The organism is Trinickia sp. Y13, assembly GCF_029522115.1.
GTDB lineage: Bacteria > Pseudomonadota > Gammaproteobacteria > Burkholderiales > Burkholderiaceae > Trinickia.
Window position 1 is genome coordinate 275036 of record NZ_JAKWFK010000008.1, and the last position, 15459, is coordinate 290494.

Annotated in this window: 14 protein-coding genes; 10 read left to right on the forward strand and 4 right to left on the reverse strand. The window is 62.5% G+C overall.

The window, feature by feature from the left end; translation table 11 throughout:
- Window positions 1–177: 177 nt before the first annotated feature.
- Entirely contained in the window at window positions 178–1923 is a 1746-nt protein-coding gene (locus tag MMB74_RS16535) for an IlvD/Edd family dehydratase (RefSeq protein WP_277429730.1), read from the forward strand.
- Window positions 1924–2415: 492 nt separating this feature from the next.
- Here the strand turns inward: MMB74_RS16535 and MMB74_RS16540 are convergent, their stop codons facing one another.
- Window positions 2416–3144: a FadR/GntR family transcriptional regulator gene (locus MMB74_RS16540; RefSeq protein ID WP_277429731.1), complete on the reverse strand. Its 729-nt coding sequence runs from the start codon at window positions 3142–3144 to the stop codon at window positions 2416–2418.
- 298 nt (window positions 3145–3442) lie between these two features.
- Between MMB74_RS16540 and MMB74_RS16545 the strand changes: the two genes are divergently transcribed.
- The 6 genes from MMB74_RS16545 to MMB74_RS16570 all read left to right on the forward strand — a co-directional run bounded on the left by MMB74_RS16545 (window position 3443) and on the right by MMB74_RS16570 (window position 8553).
- Complete coding sequence (locus tag MMB74_RS16545; RefSeq protein WP_277429768.1) at window positions 3443–3982, forward strand: DUF4142 domain-containing protein; 540 nt, start codon at window positions 3443–3445, stop codon at window positions 3980–3982.
- Entirely contained in the window at window positions 3963–4325 is a 363-nt protein-coding gene (locus MMB74_RS16550) for a cupredoxin family copper-binding protein (protein ID WP_277429732.1), read from the forward strand. Before MMB74_RS16545 ends, MMB74_RS16550 begins: the two co-directional genes overlap by 20 nt.
- Window positions 4322–5035 (forward strand): RNA polymerase sigma factor, encoded by a 714-nt coding sequence (locus tag MMB74_RS16555; RefSeq protein ID WP_277429733.1) that lies wholly within the window; start codon window positions 4322–4324, stop codon window positions 5033–5035. The genes MMB74_RS16550 and MMB74_RS16555 overlap by 4 nt, the downstream gene beginning before the upstream one ends.
- An 84-nt stretch (window positions 5036–5119) precedes the next feature.
- On the forward strand, window positions 5120–6280 hold the full coding sequence (locus tag MMB74_RS16560) for an iron-containing alcohol dehydrogenase (RefSeq protein ID WP_277429734.1): 1161 nt from the start codon (window positions 5120–5122) through the stop codon (window positions 6278–6280).
- 337 nt (window positions 6281–6617) lie between these two features.
- The gene (locus MMB74_RS16565; RefSeq protein ID WP_277429735.1) at window positions 6618–6896 is read left to right on the forward strand and encodes a hypothetical protein; all 279 of its coding nucleotides are present in this window, start codon (window positions 6618–6620) and stop codon (window positions 6894–6896) included.
- A gap of 13 nt (window positions 6897–6909) precedes the next feature.
- Window positions 6910–8553: a DUF2334 domain-containing protein gene (locus MMB74_RS16570; protein WP_277429736.1), complete on the forward strand. Its 1644-nt coding sequence runs from the start codon at window positions 6910–6912 to the stop codon at window positions 8551–8553.
- A gap of 70 nt (window positions 8554–8623) precedes the next feature.
- Here MMB74_RS16570 and MMB74_RS16575 read toward each other — a convergent pair whose 3' ends face one another.
- Window positions 8624–11188, reverse strand: coding sequence for an EAL domain-containing protein (locus tag MMB74_RS16575; RefSeq protein WP_277429737.1), 2565 nt, complete (start codon window positions 11186–11188; stop codon window positions 8624–8626).
- A gap of 312 nt (window positions 11189–11500) precedes the next feature.
- On the opposite strand from MMB74_RS16575, the gene MMB74_RS16580 reads away from it, so the two are divergent.
- Together MMB74_RS16580 and MMB74_RS16585 are read left to right on the forward strand one after the other, a co-directional pair.
- Window positions 11501–12367 carry a class I SAM-dependent methyltransferase gene (locus tag MMB74_RS16580; protein WP_277429738.1) on the forward strand — a complete coding sequence of 289 codons (867 nt, stop codon included), beginning with the start codon at window positions 11501–11503 and terminating at the stop codon, window positions 12365–12367.
- A 135-nt stretch (window positions 12368–12502) separates the two neighbouring features.
- Complete coding sequence (locus tag MMB74_RS16585; protein WP_277429739.1) at window positions 12503–12877, forward strand: VOC family protein; 375 nt, start codon at window positions 12503–12505, stop codon at window positions 12875–12877.
- A gap of 96 nt (window positions 12878–12973) precedes the next feature.
- Here MMB74_RS16585 and MMB74_RS16590 read toward each other — a convergent pair whose 3' ends face one another.
- Window positions 12974–14200, reverse strand: a complete 1227-nt coding sequence (locus MMB74_RS16590; RefSeq protein WP_277429740.1) for an MFS transporter — start codon at window positions 14198–14200, stop codon at window positions 12974–12976.
- A 468-nt stretch (window positions 14201–14668) separates the two neighbouring features.
- Here MMB74_RS16590 and MMB74_RS16595 point away from each other — a divergent pair, with 468 nt between their 5' ends.
- On the forward strand, window positions 14669–14863 hold the full coding sequence (locus MMB74_RS16595; protein WP_277429741.1) for a hypothetical protein: 195 nt from the start codon (window positions 14669–14671) through the stop codon (window positions 14861–14863).
- Window positions 14864–15007: 144 nt separating this feature from the next.
- Here the strand turns inward: MMB74_RS16595 and MMB74_RS16600 are convergent, their stop codons facing one another.
- Window positions 15008–15331: a copper resistance protein CopC gene (locus MMB74_RS16600; protein ID WP_277429769.1), complete on the reverse strand. Its 324-nt coding sequence runs from the start codon at window positions 15329–15331 to the stop codon at window positions 15008–15010.
- Window positions 15332–15459 lie beyond the last annotated feature (128 nt).

A 15459-nucleotide genomic window follows, 5' to 3' on the forward strand; every position in this document is an offset into this window, starting at 1 on the left:
CATGCTATTTCTATGTCCGATCTCAAGAAAAGTCGCCGCGAAGCCGCGTGATCGTGCCAATATATGGGAAGTTCGGGTGCCCGGCGTAGCGAGAAAAGTCATCTTACGATGAATCGCGGCGCAAGCAGTCGGATCTTCAATCGTTTTACTATATCTGCCTAAGACAGGCATCGAGCAATGACAGACAAACCCGCCAAGCTTCGCTCCGCCCAATGGTTCGGCACTGCCGACAAGAACGGCTTCATGTATCGCAGCTGGATGAAGAACCAGGGCATCCCCGATCACGAGTTCCAGGGCAAGCCGATCATCGGCATCTGCAACACCTGGTCGGAACTCACGCCGTGCAACGCGCACTTTCGCAAGCTCGCCGAGCACGTCAAACGCGGCGTGTTCGAAGCGGGCGGCTTCCCGGTCGAATTCCCCGTGTTTTCCAACGGCGAGTCGAACCTGCGGCCCACGGCGATGTTCACCCGCAACCTTGCCAGCATGGATGTCGAAGAGTCGATTCGCGGCAATCCGATCGACGCCGTGGTGTTGCTCGCCGGATGCGATAAGACGACGCCCGCGCTGCTGATGGGCGCGGCCAGTTGCGACGTGCCGGCCATCGTCGTCAGCGGCGGACCGATGCTGAACGGCAAACACGAAGGACGCGACATCGGCTCGGGCACGGTCGTTTGGCAATTGAGCGAGCAAGTGAAGGCCGGCCGCATTTCGATTCACGAGTTCATGGCTGCCGAAGCGGGCATGTCCCGCTCGGCCGGCACTTGCAACACGATGGGCACGGCATCGACGATGGCATGCATGGCCGAGGCGCTCGGCGTGACCTTGCCGCACAATGCGGCGATCCCGGCCGTCGATTCGCGCCGTTATGTGCTCGCGCATCTATCGGGCATGCGCATAGTCGAAATGGCGTTGCAGGACCTGCGGCTCTCCAAGTTATTGACGCGCGAAGCGTTCGAAAACGCGATTCGCGCCAACGCGGCGATCGGCGGCTCGACCAACGCCGCGATTCACTTGAAGGCTATCGCCGGACGAATCGGCGTCGAGCTCGAACTCGACGATTGGACGCGCGTGGGGCGCGGCACGCCGACGCTCGTCGATCTGCAACCGTCCGGCCGCTTCTTGATGGAAGAGTTTTATTACGCGGGCGGGTTGCCTGCGGTGTTGCGGCGCTTGGGCGAGGCGGGGCTACTGCCGCACCCCGATGCGTTGACGGCGAACGGCCATTCGCTTTGGGAAAACTGCAAGGAAGCGCCGATTTATAACGACGAGGTGATTCGCCCCCTCGCGAAACCGCTGGTTTCCGACGGCGGATTGTGCGTGCTTCGGGGGAACCTCGCGCCGCGCGGCGCGGTATTGAAGCCGTCCGCGGCAACGGCAGCGCTGCTCAAACATCGCGGCCGCGCCGTCGTCTTCGAAAACTTCGACGATTACAAAGCCCGCATTGCCGACCCTGAGCTCGACGTGACGCGGGATTCGATCTTGGTGATGAAGAATTGCGGGCCGAAGGGCTATCCGGGCATGGCCGAGGTCGGCAATATGGGCTTGCCGCCGAAGATCTTGGCGCAAGGGGTGACCGACATGGTTCGCATTTCGGATGCGCGCATGAGCGGCACTGCCTACGGCACCGTCGTCTTGCACGTCGCACCCGAGGCGCGCGCGGGCGGACCGCTTGCCATCGTGCGCAACGGCGATTGGATCGAACTCGATTGCGAAGCGGGGCGCTTGCATCTGGACATTACCGAAGACGAAATGACCCAGCGCTTGGCCGCCTGGCGCGAGCAGAACGCGCGGCCGAATGCGGCGGACGCCAGCGGCTATCGCAACCTCTATGTCGATCACGTACTGCAAGCGGACGAGGGATGCGATTTCGACTTCCTGGTCGGTTGCCGCGGAGCGGAGGTGCCGCCGCACTCGCATTGAACCCGCAAGGGCTGCATATAGTGGGTTCGGGCGCACCGCAACGCGGTTCAACGGCTGCGCGCCGAACCCCTCATCGGCTTAAAATCCGCCTTTGTGAATCACTCGATCGTTCGATCGTTCGATTCACGCCACGAAACCAGGGTGTGTCCGCGCCGCGAACGACGCATCCGAGCCAACATTTCATCACATCGAAGCATTCGTCGGGGCCGCGCGGCAGAGCGCGAATGTCATTGCGTTCCACGGTGATCGCGAGGACTTCACGCATAGCCTCAAGGCGATAGAAGACCGCGTAAAGCTGTACGACGTGGCCTAGCGAGCGAAAGCGAAATCCAGCGCGATCAAAAACCAGAACATGCTGGAGGTGAGACGAATGCCGGATGCGATCAAGAACGATCCCTATCGTTCTGTCCCAGACACAGGGCTATCGAGCTCCCGCTATCCGACATCCGCGTCTCTGGGCACTAAGATCGCACTGACAGACGGCCACCTAGATCAAGGCCGCCCAGGCTGCCCGATAACCAGAATCGTCTCGGCATCCGCCTTCGCGTGTTCCAATTGAACGAGACTCGCTTGCCGCGCCCCGAGCGGATCGCGATGCTCGATCGCCGTCAAGATCGCTCTATGCCGCGGCAATGAAAGGGCATGCGTATCGGGATGGCGGCTAGTCAGCTTGATCGATTCCATCAGCGCGAGCGACATCATGTTGCCGATGAAGGCGAGCATGTCGTTATGCGTGGCCGCCATCACCGCCCGGTGAAACTCGAGATCGGGCTCCAACAAATCGCTCGGCGTTTGCGCGCTTTCCATCCGCTCATAGCAGCGCCGAATGCGCACGACGTCTTCCTCGGTCGCTTCCGTGGCGGCAAGCGCGGCCGCTGCCGGTTCGATGATGCGGCGCACCGTCAATAGCGAACGGAAGAACTCGCCCTCGGGCGTCACGCTGATCGTCCAAAACAACACATCCGGATCGAGCATGTGCCATTCTTCGCGCGGACGCACGACGCTGCCCACGCGCGGCTTCGATACGACGAGACCCTTCGCCACGAGCACCCGCGTGGCCTCGCGCAGGACAGGGCGGCTTACGCCATAGGCTTCGCACAGCGTGGGTTCGGGCGGCAGCCGTTCGCCGGGTGCGAACTTGCCGCTGACGATCTCGATGCCGAGTTCTTGCACGATCCGCGCGTGCATGCTCTTGCGGTTCTTGAGATGTCGATAGTCCATAGAGTTCGAGATTGCGGCCGGCCGAGCTCAGCGTCAAATCCGATGCGCAACGCACGGCGGCATAGGCGGCGAGGTGTTCGCCAGCATAGCACAGGCAGTGTCCCCATTACGACCCGAATAACCCTCGATGCCCCCTATATTGCGGGGTCTTTTCGCAGTTCGGCCGGGCCGCGAAGGTTCGGAAAAAAACGGGAACGCGGCGGCGCGACGTGACATCTATCGCGGCAAGACCCACCCGTTTTTCTTCCTTGAATTGAATGGGCGAGGGCGCACCCCGACTTAGGAGAGACACGTGAACCTGAAACCGCTACCCAAGCTCTTGTTGGCCGTCGCACTCGCCGCGCCGGCGGCGTATGTGCAAGCGGGCGCCGACGCACCGACCGACGCCCAAATCGCCGCTATCGTCGTCACGGCCAACCAAGTTGACATCGACGCCGGAAAGCTCGCGCAGCAAAAAGGCAGCAGCAACGACGTCAAAGCGTTCGCGCAAACGATGGTGCGGGACCACACGGGCGTCAATCAAGCCGCCGCCGATCTGGTGCACAAGCTGAACGTCACCCCCGAACCCAATGCGACGAGCGCGTCGCTGAAGCAGGGCGGGGATGAAAATCTGGCGAAGCTGCGAGCGTTGAACGGCAAAGCATTCGACAAAGCATACGTCGATCACGAAGTGGCTTACCATCAAGCGGTGCTGGATGCGATGGACAAGACCTTGATTCCCGATGCCAAGAATGCCGAGTTGAAGGCGCTGCTCGTCAAAGTGCGGCCGGCGTTCGTCGCTCACTTAAGCCATGCCAAAGCACTCGATGAGCAACTCGATGGACACGGCCACGAATAAGCGGGGGCGGCGTTTTTGCGCCGTCACGGTGACGCTCTGCGCCGCCGCTGCGAGCGCGCTCGCGTTCGCACTTCCCGCATCGGCGAAGACATGGACGATCGCGATCGCCGACATGCGGTTCCAGCCTGCGAGCGCCACCGTCGCGCGCGGCGACACGATCGTTTGGGTCAATCATGATCTCGTACCGCATACCGTCACATCCGAGGGCTCAAGCTTCGACTCGCATACGATCGCGCCCGGCGGCAATTGGCGCTATCGTGCGACGGCGCCGGGACGCTACCCGTACGCCTGCACGTTTCATCCGACGATGCGCGCGACGTTGATCGTGAAGGGGAAACCATGAACTTGGACCTGGCCGCCGGCGACGCCACGGCGCCCGACTGGCAACTGGCCGACGATCGGGCGCTCGCGGCCGCGGTCGGCGCCGGCGAGCGCGATGCATTCGCCGCCTTGATGCGCCGTTACAATCGTCGGCTTTATCGGCTGGCGCGAGCCATCTTGCGCGACGACGCCGAAGCGCAAGACGCATTACAGGACGCCTACCTCGCGGCTTATCGCGCCATCGGCACGTTCCGCGGCGACGCGCAGTTGTCGACGTGGTTGTCGCGCCTCGTGTCGAACGCCTGCCTCGGACGCCTCAGACGCGACGCGCGCAGGCATGCCGCTGCGCCGATGGTCAGCACATCGGCGAACGACGGATCGGATCGCGAACTCATGGATACTTCCCACGCCGCCTCGCCCGACGACGCATTGATGCGCGCCCAGCTGCGCCGATTGATCGAGCGCAAGCTCGACGCGCTACCCGAATCGTTTCGGGTCGTCTTCGTCATGCGCTGCGTCGAGGAACTCAACGTGGAAGAAACGGCGCAGTGCCTCGGCATCCCCGAAGCGACGGTGCGCACGCGTCATTTCCGCGCGCGCAGCCTGTTGCGCGAATCGCTGGCTCAAGATCTCGACCTGGCCGAGCGCGATGTCTTTTCGTTCGACGGCGCCCGGTGCGACCGCATCGTCGCCACGGTCCTCGCGCGACTCGACGATTCGGCAAAGGCATGACGCAAGGACTGCCCGCACGATAGGGGTCGTAGCTGAGCGGGTTTCGGCTAAGATGCATGGCGATACCGCGAGCGGAGACCCCACATGGCAGAACCATTTCGCTTTCAAACCGTACCTACGATCGTCGTTGAATTCGGCGCGGCCCGGCGCCTGGGCGCGTTGCTGCGCGAGCGTTATCCCGCGCTCGTGCGGCTGTGCCTCGTCACCGACGGTTTTCTCCACCGCAGCGGGCTGCTCGCGCCCGCACTCCGCGATTTGGCCGCGAATGGATGGGAGGTGACGGTCCTCGATAACGTGGTGGCCGATCCGCCGGAGCAGGTGGTGCTCGAGGCGGCTTCCCATGCGCGCGATGCGCAAGCGCAGATCGTCGTGGGGCTCGGCGGCGGCTCGTCGATGGATGTTGCCAAGCTGTTATCGGTCCTGCTTCCCAACGAGCAACAGCTCGCCCAAATGTACGGCGTCAATCGAGTGGAAGGCGCGCGTGTGCCGCTCGTGCAGATCCCGACCACGGCAGGAACCGGCTCGGAGGTGACGGCCGTTTCGATCGTCACGGTGGGCGAGGCGACGAAGATGGGCGTAGTTGCCCCGCAGTTGCTTGCAGACCTTGCCATCCTCGATGCCGAACTGACGCTGGGGCTGCCCGCGGCGGCAACCGCCGCGACCGGAATCGATGCGATGGTCCATGCGATCGAAGCCTACACGTCGGCTCGCTTGAAAAACCCTATCTCCGACATGCTGGCGGTGCGCGCACTGCAACTGTTGTCGAGCAACTTGCTCACGGCATGCAGCAACGGCCAAGACCGCGCCGCGCGCGAAGCGATGTTGCTCGGCGCGACATTCGCCGGGCAGGCCTTCGCCAATGCCCCGGTGGCGGCCGTGCATGCGCTCGCTTACCCGATCGGCGGCATCTATCACGTACCGCATGGCTTATCGAACGCACTCGTGCTGCCGCACGTGTTGAAGTTCAATGCCGAGGCCGCCGCGCCGCGCTACGCCGAATTGGCGGACGCTGTGTTGCCCTCGGTCAGCGGCAACAGCGACGAAAAGACTCGTGCATTGATCGGACATATCGAGCATCTGATCGCCGAAACGGGCATCCCACGCACCTTACGCGCAGTGGGGATCGAGCGGGAAGGACTGCAACGCATGGCGCAGGACGCCATGCTTCAGCAACGCTTGCTCGTCAACAATCCCCGGCCCGTTGCCGAAGCGGATGCGTTGGCGATCTACATCGCGGCGTTCTGACGTCGCACCCCCGTCGATGAGTCGCCGCTTACCCGCGCACGAGTGTGCCTACGCGCACAGTAACGCGTGCGCGCATCGATTACGATTTCCTTACGCATCGTAAGACAGACAAGCCGCACTTCTTGGCGCGCTTCATAGCGCTCTGAGGCGGTCGTTCGCGTTCGCAGTGTCCGCACTGCGCGCGGCGGCTTGCGTCGGTCTGCGCGCCCCCGCGCAATGCCGCTGCAATGGTATGGCTGCTTTGCCGATGCGCCCCCATGGCGTCACGCTCGACAGCTCGCAATGCTTGCTGGGGAGACGTGCGCCCTTCGCTCGCCATCGTCCATCGGAGCCTCTTGTGAAGATTCTCCACCTCGCTATTCGTCTAGCGCCGTCCGTCTGTGTGGCGGCGCTGCTCACCGCAGGCGCCCAGGCGGTCGAGCCGCTCGCGTCGAGTGCCAAGCCATCGGCTCGACCTCATCGCGTCGTCCCCCCCCCGAAACCCATCGTCGTCACAGAAATCATGCCGGGCATTCCCGAGCATGAAAAGAGCGTGACCGAGCAGGGCAAAGGCAAGCCGCGCGGCTTCGATGCGCGCCGCCATCGGTTGCCGAACGGCAACTACAAGCGCGACTGAATAGGGGACCACCATGAAAAGAATATTGCTCGCATGCCTATTGTCGATCGGTCTTTTGACCGCGCAATGGCCCGCCACCGCCCAGGCTCAAACGACCACCGCCAACGTGCTCGTGCTTTACGACGCGCCGCCGAACGACCCGTACACGAAGCTCGGTTTCGCATACGCGATCATGCTTCGCAACTTGCTCGGCCACTTCAACACCAATGTGACGCTCGCTCCCGTTTCGAGCTACACGGCCGGCAATGTCGAGAACTATCAGGCGACGTTCTATCTGGGGAGTTACTTCGATAACGCCATCCCGGCCGCGTTCCTTGGCGACGTCGCCAAGACGAACAAGACGGTCGTATGGTTCAAGTACAACCTATGGCAGCTCGCATGGGATTCGACCTATGGATTCACCACGCGCTATGGCTTCACGTTCACGGGCCTGCGCGGACTGGCCACGACGCCATCGAGTTCCAATCCGACGCCGGACTTCTTCGACACGGTCACGTACAAGAACCAGAACATGGTCAAGTACTACGCGTTCAACGCGAGCACGGGGGTGGTCAGCGCCGACCCGGACATCGGTTTAACCGCCGTGGCCGATGCCACCAAGGCCACGTCGCTCGTCACGATCAAGGACAGTCAGACCGGCGCGCAAGCGCCGTACGTCATGCGCTCGGGCAACTTCTGGTATTTCGCCGATATGCCGTTGTCGTACATCGGGCCGCGAGATCGGTACCTGGTCTTGTGCGATTTGTTGCACGACATCCTCGGCACCAATCAGGCGGTGCTGCATCGCGCGCTCGTGCGCTTCGAGGACGTCAATGCGTTCACCACGACCGCATCGATGAAAACACTGACCGATTACCTCTACAACAAGCACATTCCATTTTCGATCGCCACCATTCCATTGTACGTCGATCCGCTCGGCGCATACAACGGCGGCGTGCCGCTGACGGTGCACCTATCGCAGGCGACGGGGCTCAAGCAATTGCTCAACTATGCGCTTGCGCGCGGCGGCAAAGTGCTGATGCACGGCTATACGCATCAATACAACTCGACTCCCAATATCGACAACGCGGTGAGCGGCAACGATTATGAGTTCTGGCTCGCAAGCCAAAACCGCCCGGTCGACGAAGACTCGGTGCAATGGGCAAGTGGCCGGCTGAGCGCCGGTCTGCAGGAGTTCAAATCGAACGGCTACACCCCATTCGCATGGGAAGCGCCGCATTACCAGTCTTCGCCGCTCGCGATGAAGGCCGTTCCGCCGTTGTTCAAGACCACGTATCAACGCGCCGTGTATTACACGTCCGACACGCCGGTTTTGAATTCCACCGCGGCCAACCACGACTATGCGGTAGGGCAGTTCTTTCCGTACATCATCAAGAGCGACTACTACGGGCAGCGGATCATTCCCGAGAACCTCGGCAACATCGAGTACAACATCTGCTCGATCGATCCATTCTCATGCATGACCTATACGTGGAACGACCTCTACACCAACGCGCAATATGCGTTGGTCGTGCGCGACGGATTCGCATCGTTCTTCTTCCACCCGTTCTGGCTTGAACCCGATCTCGGCACGCCGGGCTTCCAAGACTTCAAGAACCTCGTTCAGGGGATCAGCGGGCTCGGCTTTACCTGGGTGGCTGCCGATACCGTGCAGTGAGTCATCGATAGGAGCATGGAAGGCGGCGATGCAGGATGCGAGCGCGTCGCCGCCCTCGGCAACAACATCCTCAGGTCTCCGAACTCGCCTCGCTAAGCGGCATGCGTTCGGGCGGCCCCGGCCTGCCCAATAGGAATCCCTGTATTTCCGGGCAGCCGACCGCACGCAGAAACTCCAATTGTTCTCGAGTTTCCACGCCTTCCATCACGACGTTCATCTCGAGCGCATGCCCCATCGCGACGATCGCTTTAATGACCGCGCCGTTCATCGCACGACCGTCTTTCGCCGTCGTCTTCTGCAAGAACGAACGATCGATCTTGAGCGTGCTAACGGGTAAGTCTTTCAAATACGCCAACGACGTGTAGCCCGTGCCGAAGTCGTCGATGGCAAGGCAGATGCCGCGTCGGGCGAGCTCGTGCAGCAAGCCGACGATCTCCGCTTGCTCGTTCATCGCGACGCTCTCAACGATTTCGAGTTGCAACCGTTCCGGCGGCAGTTGGCTATCCTCCAGCGCAGCGTCGAGATCGGACAGGAAACCGGGCGCCAAGCACTGCCTGGCCGAGATATTCACGCAGACGCGCCCGAACTCAAGGCCGCTATCGAGCCAACGGCGCGCTTGCGCGCAAGCTTCGCGCAGCCCCCATGCGCCGATCGGCGTAATCAGGCCGGACTGCTCCGCAAGCGCAATGAATTCCGGCGGCTCGATGATTCCGCGCTCGGGGTGCCGCCATCGAAGCAGTGCCTCCACGCCCACGATCGCATTGCCCGCAAGCTTCCATTGCGGCTGGTAATACAAGCAGAATTGTCCGTGATCCAAGGCATGCCTCAGATCCGTGAGCATTTGCAACTGCGCAAGCGCCGACGATTCGACATTGCGATTGAAAAGCTGGAAGTTGTTCTTGCCATTGTTCTTCGCGGCATACATGGCGAGATCGGCAAGCGATACGAGTTGGCGCGGGTCCGCAGCGTCGTCGGGATAGACGCTGATGCCGATGCTCGGCGTCACGCAAGCTTGATGCTCTTTGTAATCGACGGGCGCGGCGACGACATCGAGGAGCGAATGCGCGATGCGCACGACGTCTCTGATCTCGTCGACTTGCTCGATCACGAGCGCAAATTCGTCGCCGCCCAACCGCGCGACGGTATCGCTCGACCGAACCTGCTGCGTGAGACGCTGAGCGACTACTCTCAGCACTTCGTCTCCGCCCAAGTGCCCGAGCGTGTCGTTGACGAGCTTGAATCCGTCGAGGTCGATATACAAGACCGCGACTTTCTTTCGGGTGCGGGCCGCATGCGCAATGGCGCGCTTCAGGCGTTCGTCCAGCACGGAACGATTGAGCAACCCGGTCAGCGCATCGTGCGTCGCGCGATGTTTCAGGCGCTCCTCGGTCTGTCGTCTTTGGGTGACGTCGGAGAAGATCCCCGCGTAGTGCAAGACGTTTCCGTCATCGTCACGAATGCTCGCGATCGTCAAGTATTCGAGGTACAACTCGCCGCCTTTGCGCCGGTTCCAAATCTCGCCTTGCCATTGGCCGACGCTCGTCAGCGATTGCCAAAGATCTCGGTAGAACTGCGCCGATTGGCGCCCCGATGACAGCAAACTGGGGTTGCGCCCGACGATTTCTTTCTGCGTGTAGCCGGTGATGCGACTGAAGGCGGGGTTCACGCGTTCGATGATGCCGTTCTTGTCGGTCACGACGATCCCTTCCAGTGCCGACTCGATGACGCGATCGGCCAAGTCGGTGCTGCTCGGCGATGCCGCGGTCGTCTCGGCTCGACCGAGCAGCACGTTTCGCAACTCCTCGAGATATTCGGTGCGAACGAACTGCAAGATGTCCGCGAATCCAACGAGCCCGGAACAGCGGCCCTCGCGGTCCAGCATGCCGATGTGCCGGGTGCGGCCCTTCAATATGCATTGCTGCGCGGCATACAGGCTTTCCGTTGCCGCTAAGGTCTCGAGCGGCCTGCCGGCGATATCGCCCACGGTTCCGCGGTGCGTGTCCTGCGCGATCGATGCAACGATGTCGCGCTCCGTGAGGATGCCTGACGGGGAATCGCCATAGTCGACCACGACGGCATCGACACCGCTGGACAGCATGAGCGCCGCGGTTTCCTGCACCGATGCATCCCAGCGAGCCACGAGAGGCGAGGGCACCCCTAGCGACTCGATGGGCTTTAATCGCAGCAGGAAATGGGAGAAATCGATGCTGGGGCTCACGATCAGGTCGGACTGACTCAACACCCCGATCGGCATCCCATTCTTGACCACCACGACATGACGGACGCCGGAACATCCGAGCCGCGCCGTGACTTCGCCCGCCGTTAGGCTTGCGTCCGCGGTAATCAACGGGCTGCTCATGATGCCGTCGAGCGCACGCTCCGGCCCGAAGCCGTTGGCCACGGCCGATAGCGCATCCCGTTCGGTCCAGATACCGGCTGCGATGCCGTTGTCCTGCACCACGATCGCGCTGCAATCGTGAGCCGTCATCCGCCGTGCAGCTTCCCGCACCGAGGTCTGCGCCGGGCACGAGAGCAGGGCGGCAGTCAGAATTTGCTCGATGGGAACGTCGTAATTGATGGAACGCATGCGCTGAGTGACTTCGAAACCGAAAGAATCCGTTGAGATGTCCGCCATGCTCGATCCTTGTGGACCGATCGGTATTGACGCAAATCAACGTCGACGCGGCGGCCTCGCATTTGCGAAGACTCCACGACGTTCGACCGGTCCCGGCCTAGGTTCGCGCAGCCGCGACATGCGTAGGCGAGGGGCGCAAAACTCGCCGCACACTCGACGCTTTACGCTTTTCATCGCTTTACGTTTTTTGCCGCATGGCTCACCATTTTGGGCCGAACGCCGAAGCGGCGAGGTGAAGCCGCCGGTTTCCCGGCTTCATCGATGCCGTGCCACCCCAAGCTCACACCAAACTCGTCGAGTGATCGAAACGCCATGAGCACGCCCAACCGTAGCACCCCAAACGGACCGGACCCCACCGCGATGCGCACCGCCTTATGGCGAGCGCTGCATCTTCTGGTCGATTCGCCGCCTCATGTCCTCGCCGACGACATCGGCCTGCGATTAATCGCGCCCGAAGACGGGTGGCGCGACAGGCCGGACATGCACCCGGAAGGTACTCGAGGGTATCGCGCCTCGATCGTGGCCCGCGCGCGTTTCGTCGAGGATTTGGCGATCGAAGAATCCGCGCGCGGCATCGGGCAATACGTGCTGCTCGGCGCGGGCCTCGATACGTTCGCTCAGCGCAAGCCCGAGGTCGCATCCCGTTTGCAAGTGTTCGAAGTCGATCAACCCAGTGTGCAGCGGTGGAAACACGAGCGTTTGACTGAGCTCGGCTTCGGCATCCCGCCTTGGCTTCGTCTCGTCCCGGTGGACTTCGAGGCCGGCGCCTCATGGTGGGACGAACTGCTCGCCAACGGCTTCGACGCAGGCCAGCGAACATTGGTGTCGTCGACGGGCGTGTCGATGTATTTGACGCGCGAAGCGATCGTCGCCATTCTCTCGCGCGTCGCGGCCTTGCCCAAGGGCTCGACGTTCGCCATGACTTTCCTGCTGCCGCTCTCGCTGCTCTCTGCACAAGAGCGTCCGCGGCATCAAGCCGTCTATGATCGCGCACGCGAAGCCGGTACGCCGTTTCTCAGCTTTTTCGAGCCAGAGGAAATCGTTGCGCTTGCGCTCGAAGCTGGATTCTCGTGGGCTCGCCATGTATCGACGGACGATCTGACGCAGCGCTATTTCGCGGGCCGCACCGATGGCCTAAAGCCTGCCGTCGGCGAACCGTTTCTGCTAGCAGGCACCTAGCGGAGCCGTATCGTGCGAGACCCGCCGTTCGGGACGGGCAACCCTGCGCTCGCCGCATGCGCAATTTTTGCAAAGTAGCGATGCATCGCCGAATTCAGAATCGTGGCTGGCTTATCACTCGTTCAGGAGATGAACATGCTCGACCACGTGTCGATCGGTGTGCGCAATATCGCGAAAACGAAGTCGTTCTACGATGCCGTCCTAGGTGCGCTCGGCTACCGCTGCCTGCATTCTAGCGAGAGCTCGTTGGGATACGGCGAGCAATCCGTGCAGTTGTGGATTTCGCAATCGGATCGGCCAGTCGCGCCCGACATGGGGTCGGGCCTGCACTTTTGCTTCTCCGCGCCGACGCGTGCCAGCGTCGACGCGTTCCATGCGAACGCGCTCTTAGAGGGCGGTCGAGACAACGGTACGCCGGGATTGCGCGCCGACTATGGATCGAATTACTACGCGGCGTTCGCGATCGACCCGGACGGATACCGGCTCGAGGCCTATTGCAGCGCTAGCTAGCGAACTGCTCCCGACGTTGCATGCAACGGGCCGGCGGCGATCAATATCCGTTCCGCAGCCGGTCCTCCACGAGCGCCGCGTGAGGCCGGGGTAGCGTCAAGTCCCGCTCGCCCGCACTGCGGCCTCGACGTACCTGCGTCCTCCCGCCGCATAGCCGAACCAAGCGGATACAGCGCAGATGGCGAGGCACAGAAAGGCAAGACTGTGAAGCGATCCCGTCGCATGCAACAGCGAGCCCGCGATGAACGGCCCGCTCGACGCGAGCAGATAACCGATGCCTTGCGCCATGCTCGACAACTGCGCCGCCACGTCGGAATCGCGCGAACGTAAGCCGATCACCGTCAGCGCCAGCGTGAACGAGCTGCCCTGTGCGACGCCGAGCAGCAGCACCCAGCCCCACATCGTCGATAGCGGCGCGAAGAAGCAGCCGAGCAGGCTCATACCTGCCAGCGCCAGTGCGATGACGTTCACCGCGCGCTGATCGCGAAGGCGGGCGAGGGCGAACGGCAACAGCAGCGAGGCGGCAGCTTGCGCGACGACGCTGAGCGACAACATGAGCCCAGCTTCGACGGCGGTCATGCCGCGCATGCGCAATACCGTAGGCAACCAGCCAAACACGATGTAGGCGAGCGAGGACTGCGTCCCCATGAACAGCGTGATTTGCCAAGCAAGCGAATCGCGCCACAACGAACGCACGCGCCGCCGGCTTTGTGCCGCTTGTGTCTGCGCGGGAGGCAGTTGCGTGGACCATACGAGCATCGCCAATGCCACGGGTGCCGCCCATAGCGTCAAGGCCCATGCCCACCCGTCGCCTTTGGCATCGCCTAGCCACCCTGCGATGGCGTTGGCGGCGGGCGCCGTGACGGCCGCCGCGATGGCAGCGCCCGCACCCATGGCCGCGCTATACAGCCCAGTCATCAAAGCGACGTGCTCAGGAAAGTCGCGCTTCACGACACCCGGCATCAACACGTTCATCAAGCCGATCGAGAAGCACGCGATGACCTGGCCCAGATATAACGTTTGCCACGCGGGCACAACGCGCAACGCGGTGCCCGCCGTGAGCAGCGCCAGCATCCAGAGCAAGGCGCGCTCGCTGCCTACGCGGCGCGCCAGCATCGGCGCCAGCGGACCGAAGAGCCCGAAACACAACGACGGCAACGTGGTCAGTAAGCTGGCTCCCGCCGCGGAAAGGTGAGTGGCTTTAGCCGCTTCTAAAAGAATCGGGCCGACGCTCGTGATGGGCGTGCGCAGCGAGAATGCGATCAATGCGAGGCTTGCCGCCAAGATGATCGGGTGGGTATGGGAATGCTGTGAGTCTGTCACTTCTGCTAAAGGATCTTGTGGCGCGACGGTTCGTCGACGTGAATTCAAGCGTGGAGGAGGCCCCGACGTAAGCGAGGCAATTCGCAGAGCACGGCGATCCGTATGTCGCCGAAACGGCGCGCGATCGTCGGACGATAGTGTACTTCCGATCGGCGGCGGAAGTTTCCGGGATGCGCAATGGGGGGAGCGAAGGCGAGCGTGTGCCGCCAGCGCGGGGGACTACCGGCCTAGGAGGCGGCTGCAGTCATCGTCGGGGGTAATTTGCCGGTCGATTTGACAACGCAGAAGACGCTGGCGCCGTTCGCGCAGCCGCTTCTCTCGCACGCGTTCATCGTGCATGCGTTGCTCTTGTTGACGTTCGTCTTGCAAGCGTTCTTCTTCTAAGCGTTCTTCTTGAAGGCGCTCTTGCCGCAATCGTTCGTCGCGCAGCCGTTCTGCCCGTAATCGTTCTTCGCGCAACGCATCTTGATGCAGCGATTGCTGATGTATCCGTTCTTGCCGAATGCGCTCGGCTCGGAGACTATCCTCGCGCGCATCGACAAGAATCAGGCGAGCGCGCCCGGAGACATCTTGCGGCTCGTCAGCGGACGGCGGCATCGGTTGAGCGAAGGCGCTCGCGGACAGGAGCACGAGCGCGCAGCAGGCACGAAATGCGAGGGCTAGCGAGGGGAAGCGCAAGGTAATCTCCGGTCGATCGAGCGCCCCCATCGTCCCACTTGGGCGGCGAACGCGCCTGCGCCGAATGCGAAATTGCATGCCGCGAGGCGACACGCCGCTCGTTCGGACGCGCGCTACCGGTCTCGGCGCCTACTTAACCGTGAAAGCGTAGTGGCCCTGGGTACGGTGGCCGTCGGTCGAGACGGCCGTCCACGCTACCGTGTAGCCGCCTGGCGCGAGCTCGGCCAGCGCGACGGACATCCGCTTCTTGTTGGCGGCATCCACGACGGCCTTGCCAGCGGTGATCGCTTTTCCGTGGCTATCGGTCACGGCGATCGTGCTGAATGCAGGCTCGAGACGGTCGTCGAAATCGATGACCACCTCTCTTTGCGAGGCGCTGACCGTGGCGCCGGCGGGCGGCGTTCGGTGCGTGGGATAGGCGTGCGCGTGGGCCAGTTGCGCCGCGCTCAGCAAAAGCGCCGCAGCTAGGCCGCGGACCCAGCGAGTATTTTGCGTAAGCGTTCTCACGGTCGGTCGATGATCAGTCAGCAAATCGGGAAGCATGAGCCTTGACACCGTAGCGGCGAGGCTCGAGTGGGCAA